The sequence below is a fragment of the Archangium sp. genome (assembly GCF_045802675.1).
Taxonomy (GTDB): domain Bacteria; phylum Myxococcota; class Myxococcia; order Myxococcales; family Myxococcaceae; genus Archangium.
On record NZ_JBJMQO010000101.1, the window covers coordinates 19,075 to 32,637 of the forward strand.

Sequence of the window (13,563 nt, forward strand, 5' to 3'; positions counted from 1 at the left end):
GGGCTCGGGGCGCTCAGGGCATCGCCGTGACCGAGAGCTCCTCGGGCTTCATGGCCTCCGGGGAGAGGAGCAGCTTGCCGCCCTCGCCCGCTTGGAGCTTCAGCGCGGTGGGTAGCAGTACCTCCTGTCCGGGGTAGAGCGTGAGGGGCTCGGTGGGCCACGTGCCGCTCTGCGCGCGCTGCTGCTTCACCAGGGCCAGCGCGAGCAGGAGATCCAACTGCGCCCGTTGCTGGTCCACGCGCGCGGCGAAGGTCCCGTAACTCATGGTGCTCTCGCGGATGAGGCCGATGAGCGGGTTCCAGGAGCTCATGAGGGCGCGGGTCTGTTCCGCGAGCCGGGGATTTCGCTGCTCCGGGGGAAGGTCCATCACCGCCATGGCCTGACCGATGTGCTCGTGCATGAGGGGCCACGCATGCAGCCTCACCTCGTGCGCGAGGATGGGCGGCATGCTGATGGCGGCCTGGCTCTGGGCGGACATCTGGGTAGCCACGGCCCTGGCACCGGCCGGGAGCGCGTCGAGCTGGCTTCGTTCGAACAACCCGCCAGCCAGGTAGAGCGGCATGTAGGCGCGCTCATCGCACAGGGCGGTGGAGAGGGGGGCCACGCTCGAGCGGATGCGCCGCAGTGCCACCTCGGCCCGCTGCCGGCCGCCGGGTGAGGCCTGATCGAGCGCCTCGGCGCAAGGGAAGAACAGGAGGCGGTGACTGGTGACGGAGGCCATCGCCCCGACGAGTGCGTTGCCGTAGGACAGGTCCCGCGCGAGCGCGAGCCCGTCGAGACAGGTCTCCAGGGCCGCGTCGGCCTCTCCTCGCGCGGTCTGGAAGCGCGCCTCGAGCGCGGCGAGCTCGAGGATGCGCCGCAGCGGCGACAGGCCCGTGCGCTGGTAGGGGTGCTGGGGGTCATCGAAGAGCCGCAGCCCCTCGGGCAACCCGCCCACCTCGGCGCGGGAGGCTTTCAGCGCCCGCTGCATCAGCGGCCGGCCCCTGTCGAGCGCCTCGCGGCACTCGTGGGGCAGCTCCGAGACAGGACGCACGCCGTTGCGGACGTCGGTGCAGGCCGCGTCCACCTTCTCCGAGAGTTTGGGCTCGGAATCATGGAGCGCGATGAGCTCTGGCATCAGCGGCCCGAGTGCCTCGGCGAGGGTCCCGGGGACGGGCGCGTCCACATGGGAGGGGCGCACCACGCGCTCCGCGGCGGCGATGCGCTCGCGGACTTCCACAACGACCTCGTCCGCGGTCTCGCGGGACCGTTGCTCCAGCCGCCAGCGCGCGCCGAGGGCCAGCAGAATGACCAGCAACAGGCTGCTCGCCACGATGATGAAGACGGTGGGGAGCCTGCTTTTCGCGCTTGGAGTCGTCATGCCCGGCATTGTGCGGAGGAGTCACGCCGGGCCGCAAGGGCACGGTCAGCGGGGCAGGGGATGCGGTCTTCCAGCGCGGCGTCTCATGTCTGCTCCGTTCCTATCTCCGCCGGGAGGCCCACCAGGTCCCGGCGTGGCGCAGGGCTTCCGCATGGGAGGCGTGGGGCGGGGCGAGCGCGGAGACCTCGACCACCTCGTCGAACGGGGAGCCGCCTTCGCCCGCGTCGGGCGCGACGATTCCCGCGAACATCACCGTGTGCTTCCCGAGCGCCCGCGCCTCCCGGGCCAGCGAGCCGGGCCCCTTGCCGAGCGCCGTCTGCCGATCGAAGCGTCCCTCGCCGGTGAGCACGGCGTCGGCGGCGGCGAGCCGCTCGGACAGCCGCAGCGTCCGGGCCACCAGCTCGTAGCCGGAGACGATCTTCCCTCCCGCCAGGGCCGCGAGCCCGTAGCCGAAGCCTCCGGCCGCGCCCACGCCAGGGACCTGGGCCAGCCCGGGAGCGACGACCTCCGCGAGGTGGGCCAGCGCGGACTCCAGCTCGGCCACGGCGTGCGCGTCCGCGCCCTTCTGCGGCCCGAACAGACGCGAGGCCCCATCCGGCCCGAGCAGCGGCGCGGTGACATCCGTGGACACCAGCACCTCGACGCGGGCGAGCCTCGGGTGACCTCCGCTCGCGTCCACGCGTGCGAGCCGCATCAACGCGGCGCCTCCTGGAGGCAGGGGCACCCCGTGCTCATCGAGGAACCGGAACCCGAGCGCCGCGAGCGCTCCCGTGCCCCCATCATTCGTGGCACTGCCCCCGAGCCCGAGGATGAGGCGCTCGCAGCCCCGGTCCAGCGCCGCGCGCATCAGCTCGCCGGTGCCAACGGTGGAGGTGCGCCGGGGGTCTCGCTCGCCCGGAGTGAGCAGGGACAACCCCGAGGCCGCGGCCATCTCGATGACCGCCGTGCGCCCCGAGTCCAACAGCCCGTAGGTGGCGCGCACGGGCATACCGAGCGGCCCCTGCACGGTGCACGTCACCCGCTCACCGCCCAGGCCCGCGAGCAGCGCCTCCACCGTGCCCGGCCCACCATCCGCGAGCGGCGCCACGTCCAGCTCCACCCCGGGCGCGCCCTGACGCAGTCCCTCGGCGAGCGCGGAAGCGGCCTCGGCGGCGGTGAGCGTCCCCTTGAATTCCTGGGGCGCGACGAGCCAGCGGCTCACGGTTGGGGGTCCGCGGGCTTCTGCTCGGCGGTCGGGGCGTCAGAGGGCTTCTGCTCGGCGGGAGGATTGACGATGATCTTCCCGCTCCCCGGGCTCCGGGCGACGCACCGGTAGGTCAGCCTCTCCTCGATGCACTCCTGGAAGGGATCGCACTCGCCGCGGCAGGGGAGGGGATCGCAGTAGCCGGTGGTCTTGTTGCAGGTGGTCCCCACGGGGCACGAGGCATAGCAGCCGCCCTGGGAGCGAGAGGCCGCCGATGCACCGACCGCGATGCCCGTGTTGAGCGCGGCGGTGAGCAGCGCGCCCCCGCTGGCGCCAACACATCCGCACAGCGAGAGGACCACCGCCATTACGGCACCGCGCCACGACGTGGGACTCATGGTTGCTCCTTCCGGGAAGAGGCTTCCGCATGCCACTCGAGGATGGGACGAGGGCCGGTCAACGAGGGGAGGATGCGCTGGGAGACGCGCTCCAGGCGGATCAGCAGCGCGGTCACCGTATCGGCCGGCTGGCGTGCCGGGCCACGGATGCGCTCGCAGAAGAAGGTGCGGCAGCCGAACGGGCGATCCGCGTACACGGTGCAGCGCTTTCCCGCCGCGTCCAGGTAGGGACAACCCCCGTCCTCCCTCGGAGGAGGCAGCGGGTGGTTTCGCGCGAGCAGCAGCCACTCGGGGTACCACAGCCAGGGCTGCCGCTGCGTCTTCGAGAGCTGGCAGCACTCGCCGCTCGCCGGGCACGAAAAGGGCGCGTACGCCGCATCCGCCTGCCGGTAGATGGCGCGCACTTCCTGGAGGGCTCGCGCCTGCTCGCGCGCGCCCGCGGCCGTGGGGGCCTCGTCGATGTCGTCGTCCCAGTCGGGGGTGTGCATGGCGGTCCCCCTCCCAGGAGGAGAGGGAATGGCGTCAGTCTCGCACGAGGGGCGTGACGGGAGGAATCCCGCCCGCCCGGGTTTCACTCAGAGCACGCGGAGCACGAAGCACTTGAGGTAGCGCGTCTCGCGCAGATTGAGGAGCACCGGGTGGTCCTTGCCCGCGCCGCGCTTCTCGATGATCTGCACGCGCCGCTTCGCGTCCGCCGCCGCCGAGGCCAGCATGTCCTCGAAGCCCTGCTCGTCGATGTGGTACGTGCAGCTCGCGGAGATGAGGTAGCCGCCCGGCCGCAAGAGCTGCATGGCGCGCAGGTTGATCTCCTTGTACCCGCGCAGCGCGCCCTCGATGGCGTCCTTGTTCTTCGCGAACGAGGGAGGGTCCAGCACGATGGTGTCGAAGCGGCGGCCCTCGTCCACGGCATCGCGCAGGAAGTCGAAGGCGTTGGCGACCACCACCTCCACGTTGCCGAGCTTGTTGGACGCGGCGTTCTCGCGCAGCTGCGCGGCGGCCTGGTCGGAGATCTCCACGGCGGTGACGCTCTTGGCGCGCGTGGCGAGCTGGAGCGCGAAGCCGCCCACGTACGAGAAGCAGTCGAGCGCCTCGCCGAAGGCGTACTGCGAGGCCACGATGTGGTTCTCGCGCTGGTCGAGGAACGCGCCCGTCTTCTGGCCCTCGAGCAGGTCCGCGCGCACGCGCACGAGCCCCTCGTCATAGGCCACGGGCCCGGGCAGCGTTCCGTACAGCACGCCCTTCTCCTGGGGCAGGCCCTCGAGTCCGCGCACGCCCACGTCCGAGCGGTTCACGATGGCGCGCGGCTTGTACAGCTCCACGAGCAGCTCGGTGATGAGTTGCTTGCGCTGCTCGGTGCCCGGGATGAGGAACTGCACGCTGAGACAGTCGCCGTAGCGATCCACCACGAGTCCGGGCAGGAGGTCCGCCTCGCCGTGCACCGCGCGGTAGGTCGTCTCGCCGGGAAGGGCGCGCTGGCGCATCGCGTCGGCGAGGGCCAGGCGCTGGCGGAAGAAGTCCGTGTCCACCGCCACGTCCTCGTAGGACAGCCAGCGCAGGGAGATCTTCGAGAGCTTCGAATAGAAGGCCTTGCCGAGGAACCAGCCGCGCGCATCCATCACGCGGACGATCTCCCCGCCCTGGAGGCCGGGGTCCCCGTTGAGGTCGGCGCGGTAGATCCACGGGTGGCCGGCCTGCCAGCGCTCGACGCCCCGGCGGATGAGCGAGACCTGGGGCAGCCCGTCCGGGCCCATCTCCGGAGTGGTCCGGTCCGGGGCGATGACCTCGGGGCGGTGCGGGGGGCGCTTGCGGCCGGGAGGGGCTCCGGGGCGGCGGTCATGGCGGGGGTTGTCGCGAGTGGGCTTGGGCATGGCTCGAGGGGCGTATACTCCAAACCGCGTGAGATACGACCTGCTCCTTCAATCCATGGTCCCCGGGACTCCTTTCGACAGTGCCCGGGTGGAGGCCCTCCTGGAAGCCCGGGGGGCGAAGGCCCAGCCGAGCGGTGGGCGTTCCTGGCTGCTGGCGCACGGCTCGGTGGAGTTCCACCCGCTGCGCGAGGGCGGCCAGTGGATAGCCACCGAGGTGCGCGTGCCCCTCCTGGACCGGGAGGACCTGGTGCGCGAGGTGGTCTCCAAGGCGGCGGAGCTGGCGAAGGAGGCCGAGGTCCGCCTCGTGGATCCACAGCTCGGGCGTGAGCTGTCGGCCCACGACGAGGGCGCGGTGGCGGACCAGTACCAGCGCACCGCGCGCTACGCGGCGGAGATGGCGGGAGTGGCCTCGGCCATGCCCATCAGCACCACCGAGAGCGAGGGCTTCCAGCCGACGACGAAGGTCGTCTTCGGGGCCCTCGCCGTCTTCACCCTGCTGTACCTGCTGGTGAACTGGATCAACGAACAGCTCGGGGGCTGAAGTAGGGTGGGGCGCTCGCGCGATGAACGCGCGGAACCCGAGGACACACCCGATGCGCAAGCTCCTGCCCCTGGCCGTTTTCGCCGTCCCCCTGGCCCTGCCGATGCTGGGCTGTCATGCGGCCCAGGCCCAGGACACCACGACGCTGACCACGATCGCCGACGCCCGCAGCGGCATCGCCACGCCGGTCGACGTGGGGCCGACGGGGGACTCGCCGGGCGACATGTTCGTGTTCGACCAGCCGCTGTTGAACGCGGCCGGGCAGAACATCGGCTCGAACAGTGGCTACTGCATCCGGACGCTGCCGGGCCAGTTCAGCGAGTGCCAGTGGACGCTCACCATGTCCGACGGGACCATCACCGTGGCGGGCCGGGAGGCCGAGACGGGCACCTCGCTGATTCCGGTCATCGGTGGCACGGGCGCCTTCGTGGGCGTGCGCGGCGTGCTGGCCACCACCCCCAACGGCGACCGGACGTTCACCCAGGTGCTCACGCTGATGACGGCGAATCCGTAGGCCCACGGGCCCTTCCCGGTGGTGGAAGGGGCTGGATTGGGTGAGAAGGGGCAGGCGTTGGCGGGCGCCGGGCATTAGGTTGGACAGGTGTTCAAGTCGCTCGTCCTCGCATTCGTGGTGCTCCCGTTCGTCGACCTGTACCTGCTGCTGCTCATCGGCCGGGAGGTGGGCTTCTGGCCCACGGTGAGCCTGGTATTGGCCGCGGGCCTGATTGGCTCCTTCCTGGCCAGGAAGGAGGGCGTGCGCGTCCGCCGCCGCTGGCAGGAGTCGATGGCCCGGGGACAGGTGCCGCAGGAGGGCCTTCTGGGTGGGGCGCTCGTCCTCGCGGGCGGGGTGCTGCTGGTCATACCGGGAGTGCTCACCGACGTGCTGGGCCTCTTCCTGCTGTTCCCCCCCACGCGCCGGCTGGTGGCGGGGTTGGTGCACCGGAGGCTCGAGCGGGGCATGGCGGAAGGCACGGTGCGAGTCACCACCTTCCAGTCGGGCCCGTTCCCCGGAGGCCCCTTCGGTCCGCCCGAGCAGGACGAGCCCCTCACTCACCGTCCCTCGAGGCCGAGCCTGAATCGCGGGCCGGGGGAAGAAGTGGACGCCGAGTTCACCGAGGAAGACGGGCGCTAATCGCCCCTCGCCCTTCCACTCCGTGCCTCACCCGTGCGTCAGAAGACGCGCTGGTTCTCGCGAACGAGGACCTTCACCTTGCCCTCGCAGATGCCATTGAGGCGCTGGCAGTCGAGCTCGCGTGTCTCCCCGAGCTTCACCGTGTCATCCAGGAGCGGCTGTTTCCGAGCGTCCCAGAGCTGAAGGTGGACGTGCTCGTCGTCGGTCCAGGAGACCTGGATGGGGAGGGACACGCGCTTGCCCTGGTGCTCGAAGTCCACCGAGGTGGGCTCCGCGGGCGCGAGGGTATAGACGCCGGTGACGGTGGGGAGCTGGAAGAGGAGCTGCACGGGACGCTGGTGCTCCTCGGACGTCTTGAGCTGGAGCGTGTGCTGGCCGGTGATGCGCAGGCTCATGAAGTCGAGCGTGGGTGGGTGCTCCTCGGCGAGGGGCTTCACCTCGAGCTGCTTCGGGGTGCCCTGGACGGTGGCGATGGCGCCGTCCTGGGTGCGGACATACCCCGAGCAGCGCTCCTTGGAGGAGCAGTCGATGGTGAGGCGCCAGTTGGCGCGGGCATCGGGACAGTCCTTGGGGACCTCGAGCTGACCCTGGGCCTTCGGGGTGAGGACGAGGCTCTGGGTAGTCTGGGAGCGGCAGACGTAGTCCACGTCGACCGCGAGCGCGGTGACCTCGACGGGGGAGGGCGGCTTCGGGGACTCGCTCTGGGGCGGGGTCCCGTCCGCGGCGAGCACCAGGGCGAGCACGGAGAGAGCGGAGCGCATGGCCCCGGTGTCTACCACGGCGCGAGCGGCCCGCCCTCTTTCGGGCGAGCGCGGGGCGAGCGGCACGAGTCGGCGGAACGCGACCCCATTCCAGGCAGGAGAGCGGCCCGTCGAAGTCCTGGCGCGCCTGCTCCACACCCCACCCTGAACTCAGGGACATGGGACTGAAGGACAGTCTCCCTGCTCGTGGCCGACCCAGGCGGCAATGCCCATGCTCGTAGGGTGCAACCTACACTTTTCAAATCTCCGCACGCCGATCCATCCACCACCGCACGCGTGTGCCTGGGCGTGTGGCCCTGGGAGTGAGGCGCGATGGCCTGGCTCGTCATTTTCCTGCTCATCGCCGTCAATGCGCTCTACGTCGTCGCGGAGTTCACCGCGGTGGGCCTGCGCGTGACGCAACTGCAGCCGCTCGCCCAGCGGGGGAACCGCCGCGCGGCGGGGCTTCTCGCGGTGCTCGAGGATGGGGCCCAGCTCGATCGCTACGTGTCCGCCTGCCAGATTGGCATCACGCTCGCGAGCCTCATCGTGGGCGCGTATGGCCAGGCCACGGTCGCGCTGCAGCTCACGCCCGTGCTCGAGCGCCTCGGAGGGCTGCATCCCGTGGCGGCGCACTCGGCGGCGGCGGTGGCCGTGCTCGTGCTGCTCACCGTGGCGCAGGTGCTCTTCGGAGAGCTCGTCCCGAAGGCCATCGCGCTGCAGTTCCCCGTGCAGTCGGGACTGCTCACGTACCCGGCGATGCGCGTGTCCCTCAAGCTGTACGCGGGCTTTCTCAAGGTGCTCAACGGCAGTGGGTTGCTGCTCCTGCGCCTCTTCGGGGTGAAGCCCGGGGGCCATCACCACGTCCACTCACCCGAGGAGCTGGACCTGCTCATCGAGGAGAGCCATCAGGCGGGGGTGCTCAAACCCGAGCAACAGCACCGGCTCCACCGCGCGCTGAAGCTGGGGGAGCGCACGGCGGCGGACCTCATGGTGCCGCGCAAGCGCATCGCCGCGCTCGAGCTCTCCACCGCGCCGGACGAGGTGCTGCGCCGGGCCATCTCGAGCCCCTACACGCGCCTGCTCGTGTACCAGGGCACGCTCGACAAGGTGCTGGGGATGGTCCACACCAAGGACCTGGCGAGCCACTTCGCCCGCCAGGGCGCCCTGCCGCCGCTGTGCGACGTGCTGCGTCCGCTGCCCACGGTGCGCCGCGGGCTGAAGGCGGACCAGTTGCTCGAGCTGCTGCGCGAGCGGCGTGCCACCCAGGCGCTGGTGGTGAATCGCAACGGAAGGGTGGAAGGGCTCGTGAGCATGGAGGACGTGCTCGCGGAGCTGCTCGGCCGGTTGGGTGATGAGCTCAAGCCCGCGATGGAGCCCTCCCATGCCTGACCTCGTCGCGCCCCTCATCATCGCGCTGCTCATCGGTATCAACGCGTTCTTCGTCACCGCCGAGTTCGCCTTCATCGGAGCGCCGCGTACGGCCATCGACCGGCGGGCCGCGAGCGGGAGCCGGCGGGCCCGGCGCGTGAGCAAGCTGTTGCGCGACCCCAAGCTACAGGACCGCTACATCGCCACGGCGCAGGTGGGCGTCACGGTGGCGAGCCTCGGGCTCGGCATGTACGGCGAGCACATGGTGGCCGGGTGGCTGGCGTCGCTCCTCGAGTCGCTCGGAAGCTCGCGGTGGGTGGCCGCGCACTCGGTGGCGAGCGTCGCCTCGGTGGCGCTGCTGACGTACCTGCACATCGTGCTCGGCGAGATGATTCCCAAGACGCTCGCGCTGCACCGGGCGGAGCACGCGGCGCTGTGGATCAACACGCCCATCCGGTGGGTGAGCACGGCCCTGTTTCCGGTGGTCGCCCTGTTGAACGCGATGGGCAATGGGGTGCTGCGCCTGCTGGGCGTACGCCGCACCGGAGGACCCACGGGTCACTCGCAGGAAGAGCTGCGCTTCGTCGTCGAGGAGAGTCAGCGCGCGGGGCAGCTGAGGCGGGAGTCGGGCCAGGTGCTGACGGAGCTCTTCCGGTTCGGGGAGCGGACGGCGGGCGAGGCCGCCATGCCGCGCGTGCGGCTGCTGGGGATTCCGCTGGGCGCCACGCCCGAGCAGGTGCGGAGCGTGCTGCGGCAGTCGAACCACACGCGTTATCCCGTGTACGCGAGGGACCTGGATCACATCGTGGGGATGGTGCACATCAAGGACCTGCTGCGCGTGCTGTCGTCGGGAGAGCCGCTGACGTATGGGAACGTGCGGGCGGTGCCCTTCGTACCGCGCACGGCGAGGCTCGACAGCGTGCTGTTGGTGATGCGCCGCGAGAAGGTGCAGGTGGTGGTGGTGATGGATGAGCTCGGAGGGACGGCGGGCCTGCTCACCGTCGAGGACCTCTTCGAGGAGGTGGTGGGAGAGATCGAGGAGGGCACACCGACCGCACCCGTGCTTCGAGAGGATGGGGATGGGCACCTCATCGCCTCGGGACTCCGCCGGCTCGACGAAGTGGGTAGGCAGCTGGGGCTCGAGCTCTCCAACGACGAGGTGGACACCGTGAGTGGGCTCGTGCTCGCGGAGCTGGGCCGGCCTCCGAATGTGGGGGACGTGGTGGACTACGGGGAGGTCCGCCTCGAGGTGACGGTCGTGGAGGGCCACGGCGTGAAGGAGTGCCGCATCACGCGCCTGCCGCCCCCGAGCCCGGCCGAGTTCGACGAAGGCTCCGCTCAGCCGGCCTGACGGGTTCGTGCTCAATCGCTGGACGTGTCCCCTTTGGGCCCACCGCGACGGCGCACCTGCCTGGCCTTGGGCCGGGCGCGCTGGGTGGTGGGGGCCTGGCGGGTTGGGCTTGCGAAGGGCCCGCTTGCTTCATCTACGGGGTCCAGGTTCCAGGTGCCTTCTTGCCAGTATTTCAGGGTCATGATTGCACCGATAGAAGAGATTCCGGTCCTGTCGGCGGCGGCTTCCAACACTGCCTTGGCCTCCGCTGTCCGATACCGCAGCAAGAAAGCAGCAGCCTTGACTCGTACATCCTGCCGAGGGTGCTTGAGCAGAACGGCGAGCGCATCACGTCCAGGATCGCCTGCGGACCGCAGTTTCCTGAGCGCGGCGATGTAACGATCCGCGTGCTTGTTGCCCATTTTGGCATCCCCTCTCATTATCGATTCCGACTGGGCTGCCACGTTCTCGGCGAACTCCTCTACGAGCTTTTCCAGATCCATTACCAGTTCCCACTCTTGATCATTTTGATGGCAAGCAATCCAAACGAGCGTTGCTCCTCATAGCTTTGAGTCCTGAGCCATTCCCTTACCGTCAGGCTGCTTGATCTGGTGATGTCGAAGTTCTTCGTGGAATAGAATGCACTGACGTCCGTGTGCAGGTTCTTCTCCGTCCCACGGCAAGGGCCACCGCGAGGCTGCGCTTGTCGTCGGCTTGCAGGTAGGGCCCGTCATCGAACAGGGTCAGGCAATCGCCGGGCGTGCCGCCTCTCTGGCAGAACCGTCCATAGGCTTGCGCCAGCTCCGACTGCCAGGCCCCGCCACTGAGAGGCGTGTCCGCGAGCGCCAACCTCCGGCCGGTGTAGAGCGAGGGGGTTGGGGTGGACACCCGCAGCGGGACGTTGAGCCAGAACGTCGTCAGGGCGGACGTCAGCTGGGTATCACTCACCTGAATGGGCCGAAAGTCCGTGGGCAGGTTGGAAAGGACAGCTTCGCCTTCGCCCGTGTCTTCGTCGTCGTCTTCCGGCTCCGGTGCCCACGTCCTGTGGGATTCTCCGGCTCTGGCCGGGGGGAGGTCCCTGGCGCATGAGGTGAACAGCATCAGCGCGGCCAGGGCGAGCGCGCCCACGCGCGAGCAGCGCCGCGTGCCCACGGGGCGCGAATGGATGGAAGGGGTGGACATCATCGCTCCTGGCTCAGCGGCTACCGGTGCGCGGTGCCACCAGGCGCCAGCAGCGGTGGATCTCCTTGCGCTGGAAGTCCTCGGGGAGGGAGCCGGGGGTGAGCTCCTCCACCTGCTCGAAGCCGCGCACGGCGGTGTCCTTCAACTCGAAGCCCAGGAAGTTGGTGGAGAAGTAGAGGACGCCACCGGGGGACAGCAGCTCCCGGATGCCCTCCAGCATCCGCACGTGGTCGCGCTGCACGTTGAAGGTGCCCTGCATCTTCTTCGAGGTGGAGAAGGACGGTGGGTCGCACACCACCAGGTCGAAGGTCTGCTCGGGGTCCTTGCGCTGGTCCTGCACCCAGGCCATGGCGTCCGCGCGCAGCAGGGTGTGGCGCACGTCCGACAGCCCGTTGAGCGCGAGGTTCTCCTCGGCCCAGTCCAGGTAGGTGTTGGACAGGTCCACGCTGAGGGTGCGCGAGGCTCCGCCCGCGGCGGCGTATACGGTGAAGGCGCCCGTGTAGCAGAAGAGGTTGAGGAAGCTCTTTCCCCTGGCCTCGTCGCGCACCCGGGCGCGCGTGAGCCGGTGGTCCATGAAGAGGCCGGTGTCCAGGTAGTCGCCGAGGTTCACCCAGAACTTCAGCCCCTGCTCCTCCACCACGAGGCGCTCGGAGCCCTCGCCCACGCGGCCGTACTGCGAGCGGCCCCACGGCTGCGGCAGGTGCGTCTTCACGTGCACGTGCTCGGGGGGCACCTCCAGCACCGCCGTCACCGCCGCGAGCACCTCGGCCCGCTGCTCCTCCAGGCTCTTCAACGCTCTGCGTCGTGGGTACTCCACCAGGTGCACCCGGTCCCCGTAGAGGTCCACCGCATAGGAGTACTCGGGGACGTCCCGGTCGTACACGCGGAAGGCGGTGAGCCCGCGCGCCTTGGCCCACTTGCGCAAATGCCGCGCGTTCTTGCGCAGGCGGTTCTCGAACATCCCCACCGCCGCCCCCGAGCCCTGGTCCGCTGTCGTCATGGCTGCCCTCGTCCTCTCCCGTACAAACGCCGCCCCCTCTTCCCCGAGTCCCCGCCGCCCGGCAAGCCTTCCCGACATGCCCCTCCGGCCCGGCTGCCACTCCCGAGGGGCGGGGGAGTGTGATAGGCCCCCGGCCATGCGCTTCGATACCCTCGCCATCCATGCCGGCCAGGAGCCGGATCCCACCACCGGCGCCATCATGACGCCGGTCTACATGACCTCCACCTACGTCCAGGCGGGCCCCGGGGAGCACAAGGGCTTCGAGTACAGCCGGACGCAGAACCCCACCCGCAACGCGCTCCAGGACTGTCTGGCGGCCCTCGAGGGCGCGAAGCACGGTCTGGCCTTCGCCTCGGGTCTGGCGGGCACGGACATGCTGATGCACATGCTGGAGGCCGGGGACCACGTCGTGGTGTCCGACGACGTGTACGGCGGCACCTTCCGCATCTTCGACAAGGTGTTCCGCCGCCACGGCCTGAGCTTCTCGTGGGTGGACCTGTCCAACCCGGACAACTTCGAGAAGGCCATTACCCCCAAGACGAAGATGGTCTGGGTGGAGTCGCCCACCAACCCGATGCTCAAGCTCATCGACCTGGCGCGCATCGCGGAGACGGCGAAGAAGCGGAACATCCTCTCGGTGTGCGACAACACGTTCATGACGCCGTACTTCCAGCGTCCGATGGACCTGGGCTTCGACGTGGTGACGCACTCGACGACGAAGTACATCAACGGCCACAGTGACGTGGTGGGCGGCTTCGTGTGCACGAGCAACGAGGAGCTCGCGCAGAAGATGTACTTCCTGCAGAACGCGGTGGGCGGCGTGCCGGGCCCCATGGACTGCTTCCTGGTGCTGCGCGGCGTGAAGACGCTGGGCGTGCGCATGGAGCGCCACGCGCAGAACGCGCTGAAGGTGGCGCAGTACCTGGCCACGCACCCCAAGGTGAGCAAGGTCACCTACCCGGGCCTGGAGAGCCACCCGCAGCACGCGCTGGCGCGCAAGCAGATGAAGGGCTTCGGCGGCATGATGACCTTCGACATCAAGGGCGGGCTGGAGTCGGCGCGCAAGTTCCTCAAGACGGTGAAGATCTTCGCGTGCGCCGAGTCGCTCGGTGGCGTGGAGTCGCTCATCGAGCACCCGGCGATCATGACGCACGCGTCGGTGCCGAAGGAGACGCGTGAGCTGCTGGGCATCTCGGACGGCCTCATCCGCCTGTCGGTGGGCATCGAGGACGCGCAGGACCTGATGGACGACCTGAAGCAGGCGCTGGACGTGGCCTGAGCCACTTCCCCTGAGCACCCTCTTCCTGGAGGCGGATGTGCACGAGGGCCGCGTCACGGCGGTGCGCGTGGGAGGCGCGTCGGTGCGCGTGGGCGAGGGCTTCCTGGAGCTTCCGTAGCCCGGGTCCCATCCCGGGCCCGGACCGGAGCACTCAACACGTCCACCGACGGCCATCCGCC

Annotated in this window: 15 protein-coding genes; 6 read left to right on the forward strand and 9 right to left on the reverse strand. The window is 69.8% G+C overall.

The genetic code is table 11. The features are described 5' to 3' along the window. Positions 1 to 13 precede the first annotated feature (13 nt). The 5 genes from ACJ8AN_RS28895 to ACJ8AN_RS28915 form a co-directional block, all read right to left on the reverse strand. Complete coding sequence (locus ACJ8AN_RS28895; protein ID WP_407758725.1) at positions 14 to 1,360, reverse strand: hypothetical protein; 1,347 nt, start codon at positions 1,358 to 1,360, stop codon at positions 14 to 16. 100 nt (positions 1,361 to 1,460) lie between these two features. Continuing rightward, positions 1,461 to 2,561, reverse strand: a complete 1,101-nt coding sequence (locus ACJ8AN_RS28900) for a glycerate kinase (protein WP_407758726.1) — start codon at positions 2,559 to 2,561, stop codon at positions 1,461 to 1,463. Continuing rightward, positions 2,558 to 2,941, reverse strand: coding sequence for a hypothetical protein (locus tag ACJ8AN_RS28905; RefSeq protein WP_407758727.1), 384 nt, complete (start codon positions 2,939 to 2,941; stop codon positions 2,558 to 2,560). The genes ACJ8AN_RS28900 and ACJ8AN_RS28905 overlap by 4 nt, the downstream gene beginning before the upstream one ends. Continuing rightward, complete coding sequence (locus tag ACJ8AN_RS28910; protein WP_407758728.1) at positions 2,938 to 3,429, reverse strand: YkgJ family cysteine cluster protein; 492 nt, start codon at positions 3,427 to 3,429, stop codon at positions 2,938 to 2,940. The genes ACJ8AN_RS28905 and ACJ8AN_RS28910 overlap by 4 nt, the downstream gene beginning before the upstream one ends. Before the next feature lie 87 nt (positions 3,430 to 3,516). After that, positions 3,517 to 4,809 (reverse strand): class I SAM-dependent rRNA methyltransferase, encoded by a 1,293-nt coding sequence (locus tag ACJ8AN_RS28915; RefSeq protein WP_407758729.1) that lies wholly within the window; start codon positions 4,807 to 4,809, stop codon positions 3,517 to 3,519. A gap of 55 nt (positions 4,810 to 4,864) precedes the next feature. Here ACJ8AN_RS28915 and ACJ8AN_RS28920 point away from each other — a divergent pair, with 55 nt between their 5' ends. From ACJ8AN_RS28920 to ACJ8AN_RS28930, 3 genes are all read left to right on the forward strand, one after another. Next, positions 4,865 to 5,350: a hypothetical protein gene (locus ACJ8AN_RS28920; RefSeq protein WP_407758730.1), complete on the forward strand. Its 486-nt coding sequence runs from the start codon at positions 4,865 to 4,867 to the stop codon at positions 5,348 to 5,350. A gap of 52 nt (positions 5,351 to 5,402) precedes the next feature. Further along, positions 5,403 to 5,864, forward strand: a complete 462-nt coding sequence (locus ACJ8AN_RS28925; RefSeq protein WP_407758731.1) for a dirigent protein — start codon at positions 5,403 to 5,405, stop codon at positions 5,862 to 5,864. 87 nt (positions 5,865 to 5,951) lie between these two features. Next, on the forward strand, positions 5,952 to 6,482 hold the full coding sequence (locus ACJ8AN_RS28930) for an FxsA family protein (protein WP_407758732.1): 531 nt from the start codon (positions 5,952 to 5,954) through the stop codon (positions 6,480 to 6,482). A 38-nt stretch (positions 6,483 to 6,520) separates the two neighbouring features. Here ACJ8AN_RS28930 and ACJ8AN_RS28935 read toward each other — a convergent pair whose 3' ends face one another. Next, positions 6,521 to 7,243: a hypothetical protein gene (locus ACJ8AN_RS28935; RefSeq protein ID WP_407758733.1), complete on the reverse strand. Its 723-nt coding sequence runs from the start codon at positions 7,241 to 7,243 to the stop codon at positions 6,521 to 6,523. A gap of 312 nt (positions 7,244 to 7,555) precedes the next feature. Here ACJ8AN_RS28935 and ACJ8AN_RS28940 point away from each other — a divergent pair, with 312 nt between their 5' ends. Then, complete coding sequence (locus ACJ8AN_RS28940; protein ID WP_407758734.1) at positions 7,556 to 8,614, forward strand: hemolysin family protein; 1,059 nt, start codon at positions 7,556 to 7,558, stop codon at positions 8,612 to 8,614. Continuing rightward, complete coding sequence (locus tag ACJ8AN_RS28945; protein ID WP_407758735.1) at positions 8,607 to 9,944, forward strand: hemolysin family protein; 1,338 nt, start codon at positions 8,607 to 8,609, stop codon at positions 9,942 to 9,944. The genes ACJ8AN_RS28940 and ACJ8AN_RS28945 overlap by 8 nt, the downstream gene beginning before the upstream one ends. An 11-nt stretch (positions 9,945 to 9,955) precedes the next feature. On the opposite strand, the gene ACJ8AN_RS28950 is transcribed toward ACJ8AN_RS28945, so the two are convergent. The 3 genes from ACJ8AN_RS28950 to ACJ8AN_RS28960 all read right to left on the reverse strand — a co-directional run bounded on the left by ACJ8AN_RS28950 (position 9,956) and on the right by ACJ8AN_RS28960 (position 12,105). Next, positions 9,956 to 10,426 (reverse strand): DUF2019 domain-containing protein, encoded by a 471-nt coding sequence (locus ACJ8AN_RS28950; RefSeq protein ID WP_407758736.1) that lies wholly within the window; start codon positions 10,424 to 10,426, stop codon positions 9,956 to 9,958. Positions 10,427 to 10,517: 91 nt separating this feature from the next. Then, positions 10,518 to 11,105, reverse strand: a complete 588-nt coding sequence (locus ACJ8AN_RS28955; protein WP_407758737.1) for a hypothetical protein — start codon at positions 11,103 to 11,105, stop codon at positions 10,518 to 10,520. Positions 11,106 to 11,118: 13 nt separating this feature from the next. Beyond that, complete coding sequence (locus ACJ8AN_RS28960; protein ID WP_407758738.1) at positions 11,119 to 12,105, reverse strand: class I SAM-dependent methyltransferase; 987 nt, start codon at positions 12,103 to 12,105, stop codon at positions 11,119 to 11,121. Between the two features lie 136 nt (positions 12,106 to 12,241). Between ACJ8AN_RS28960 and ACJ8AN_RS28965 the strand changes: the two genes are divergently transcribed. Further along, positions 12,242 to 13,384, forward strand: a complete 1,143-nt coding sequence (locus ACJ8AN_RS28965) for a cystathionine gamma-synthase (protein WP_407758739.1) — start codon at positions 12,242 to 12,244, stop codon at positions 13,382 to 13,384. Positions 13,385 to 13,563: the final 179 nt, after the last annotated feature.

What these genes read in the sequence shown, in the direction of transcription:
- ACJ8AN_RS28895 (WP_407758725.1), bottom strand. Translation starts at nt 1,360, where the DNA reads ATGACGACTCCAAGCGCGAAAAGCAGGCTCCCCACCGTCTTCATCATC.
- ACJ8AN_RS28905 (WP_407758727.1), bottom strand. Translation starts at nt 2,941, where the DNA reads ATGAGTCCCACGTCGTGGCGCGGTGCCGTAATGGCGGTGGTCCTCTCG.
- ACJ8AN_RS28910 (WP_407758728.1), bottom strand. Translation starts at nt 3,429, where the DNA reads ATGCACACCCCCGACTGGGACGACGACATCGACGAGGCCCCCACGGCC.
- ACJ8AN_RS28915 (WP_407758729.1), bottom strand. Translation starts at nt 4,809, where the DNA reads ATGCCCAAGCCCACTCGCGACAACCCCCGCCATGACCGCCGCCCCGGA.
- ACJ8AN_RS28920 (WP_407758730.1), top strand. Translation starts at nt 4,865, where the DNA reads ATGGTCCCCGGGACTCCTTTCGACAGTGCCCGGGTGGAGGCCCTCCTG.
- ACJ8AN_RS28925 (WP_407758731.1), top strand. Translation starts at nt 5,403, where the DNA reads ATGCGCAAGCTCCTGCCCCTGGCCGTTTTCGCCGTCCCCCTGGCCCTG.
- ACJ8AN_RS28935 (WP_407758733.1), bottom strand. Translation starts at nt 7,243, where the DNA reads ATGCGCTCCGCTCTCTCCGTGCTCGCCCTGGTGCTCGCCGCGGACGGG.
- ACJ8AN_RS28940 (WP_407758734.1), top strand. Translation starts at nt 7,556, where the DNA reads ATGGCCTGGCTCGTCATTTTCCTGCTCATCGCCGTCAATGCGCTCTAC.
- ACJ8AN_RS28945 (WP_407758735.1), top strand. Translation starts at nt 8,607, where the DNA reads ATGCCTGACCTCGTCGCGCCCCTCATCATCGCGCTGCTCATCGGTATC.
- ACJ8AN_RS28950 (WP_407758736.1), bottom strand. Translation starts at nt 10,426, where the DNA reads ATGGATCTGGAAAAGCTCGTAGAGGAGTTCGCCGAGAACGTGGCAGCC.
- ACJ8AN_RS28955 (WP_407758737.1), bottom strand. Translation starts at nt 11,105, where the DNA reads ATGTCCACCCCTTCCATCCATTCGCGCCCCGTGGGCACGCGGCGCTGC.
- ACJ8AN_RS28960 (WP_407758738.1), bottom strand. Translation starts at nt 12,105, where the DNA reads ATGACGACAGCGGACCAGGGCTCGGGGGCGGCGGTGGGGATGTTCGAG.
- ACJ8AN_RS28965 (WP_407758739.1), top strand. Translation starts at nt 12,242, where the DNA reads ATGCGCTTCGATACCCTCGCCATCCATGCCGGCCAGGAGCCGGATCCC.